2 protein-coding genes are annotated in these 1,872 nt (G+C 47.2%); both read right to left on the reverse strand.

Translation table 11 applies throughout. The features are described 5' to 3' along the window. A partial coding sequence (locus L693_RS28290) for an acyl carrier protein (RefSeq protein ID WP_331281093.1) occupies positions 1–1,112 on the reverse strand: 1,112 nt, incomplete at its 3' end. A gap of 54 nt (positions 1,113–1,166) precedes the next feature. Further along, a partial coding sequence (locus L693_RS0118700) for a polyketide synthase dehydratase domain-containing protein (RefSeq protein WP_155983875.1) occupies positions 1,167–1,872 on the reverse strand: 706 nt, incomplete at its 5' end.

Raw genomic sequence — 1,872 nt, forward strand, 5'->3', positions numbered from 1 at the left:
TTGCCTCCGCTGCCAAAGCTTTTACATTGTCCGTCTGTCGAAAGCATCTGCTGCTCGCATAATATAACATAGCTGGAAGGATGAAGGTAAAGGTTAACCCCCCCTGCAACCGCCATTTCGCATTCCTGCTGGTTAAGATGCTCACAGGCCTCATGAATGGCGGTTAATGACGAAGAGCACATCGTATCAATGGGCATGCTGGGGCCTTGCAGGTTCAGCAAATAGGAAATCCGGTTGGCTACCGAACTGAATGAAGTGTACGGAAGCATTTGCTCTCCCTGTTTCCATAGATTCGGGCCGTATAAATTAAAGCCGGTCTTGGTAACCCCCGCAAAGACACCCACCTTGCCGTTATATTGTGACTTGATCCGTTCCCGGGTATATCCCGCATCCTCAAACACTTCCCAGCAGGATTGGACAAATAGCCGTTCCTGGGGGTCCATATTATACGCTTCCCGTGGTGAAATATTGAAAAAGAGCGGATCAAATTCCGCAAATCCGTCTATAAAGCCTCCCCACTTGCTGTAGCTTTTCCCCTGCACTGCAGCCTCCTGGGGGTCTGGATGAAAGAACCCTTCCTTGGGCCAGCGTTCTTCCGGAATTTCCGTGATGCAGTCTTTTCCCTGCTGCAGATTATTCCAATATTCCTGCAGGTTTCCGGCCTTAGGATAGCGTCCACTGATCCCTATAATTGCCACAGGTTCCCGTGTTGCGCTGTCCGGTACCGCAGCAGCAAAACTGCGGGCTTGTTTCCTGCCTGCCTTTAATGAAGTCAGCACTGGAAATTCGTTATCGAACTTCTCTTCTTCCGAAGGTTTTTCAGGTATGGATTGAACCTTGTCTGCATATCCTGTCCATTTCACGCACACTTGCAGGTAGTCGGATATAAAATACTCCGCTAATTCCATCAAGGTCTGGTATTCATAGAGCAAGGTCTTGGAAAGTTCCCCAAATATATCGCCAAGCTTCTGGTTAAGCCGATTGATCATAATCGAATCAATTCCATATATTTCCAAAGTCTCTTCAGCATCAATGCTATCCACATGCATTTTTGTAGTTTCCCCAAACAAAGTTTTAAGCTGATATAGGGTCTTTTCCTTTAATGTTTCCAAGTTTAACCCTCCCATAATATGAATTTGACTTAATTGCAAAAGCATTCTTGGTGATTACCTTTTGCCTGTAAATCCTTTCATTCGAACGCAAGCTGCGCCATGTTCATCATAAAGGTCAATATCAAGCTTCTCTTGCCGCTCTCCGGCTTTGCTGCCATTATTGAAACGGATCAGCGCCCACATATTCGAAGCGCATTTGTCGAAAATCTCCAGTTCTTGAAGTGAAAAAGGCAAGCAAGGTTTATTGCCTCCAGTATCTATAGTCGATCCCGCAGATGCCTGTAGCGCAGAATCCACTATGTCGGGATGAAGGATAAATTGTCCTTCCGCACCTGATACGTAAGATGGTAGACAGATCTTCGCCAGCACCTGTTCTTCTCCTACATACACTTCTTCTATCCAATGGTGAATCCAATCATGGCCTGCCGTCCTCGTTTTTAAAACTTCGGGTGAGATGATATTTCGGGTGCAGGTCTTCTGAATCGCATGTATATCCAGAGTCGGCGTTTCCGGAAACCGGCATGGTAATGCGATACCTTGGTTATGCACTACCTGTTGTGCATCCACTGTTTCATCCTCACTATAGATTTCATAGGAAATTTCTCCATTTTCCTCCGGAAAGAGTCCGATGTGGATCTGAACCGGCTGGGTTCCCACAACAATAGGCTGGGCCCAAACGATATTCTTCAGCCGTATCCCCGTCCGTTTCCCTTTCAGCGCCCCGTGCTCCACCGCAGCCCGGGCCATCTCAAGGTACGCT

The organism is Paenibacillus sp. 1-18 (genome assembly GCF_000520755.1).
GTDB classification, from domain to species: Bacteria; Bacillota; Bacilli; order Paenibacillales; family Paenibacillaceae; genus Paenibacillus; species Paenibacillus brasilensis.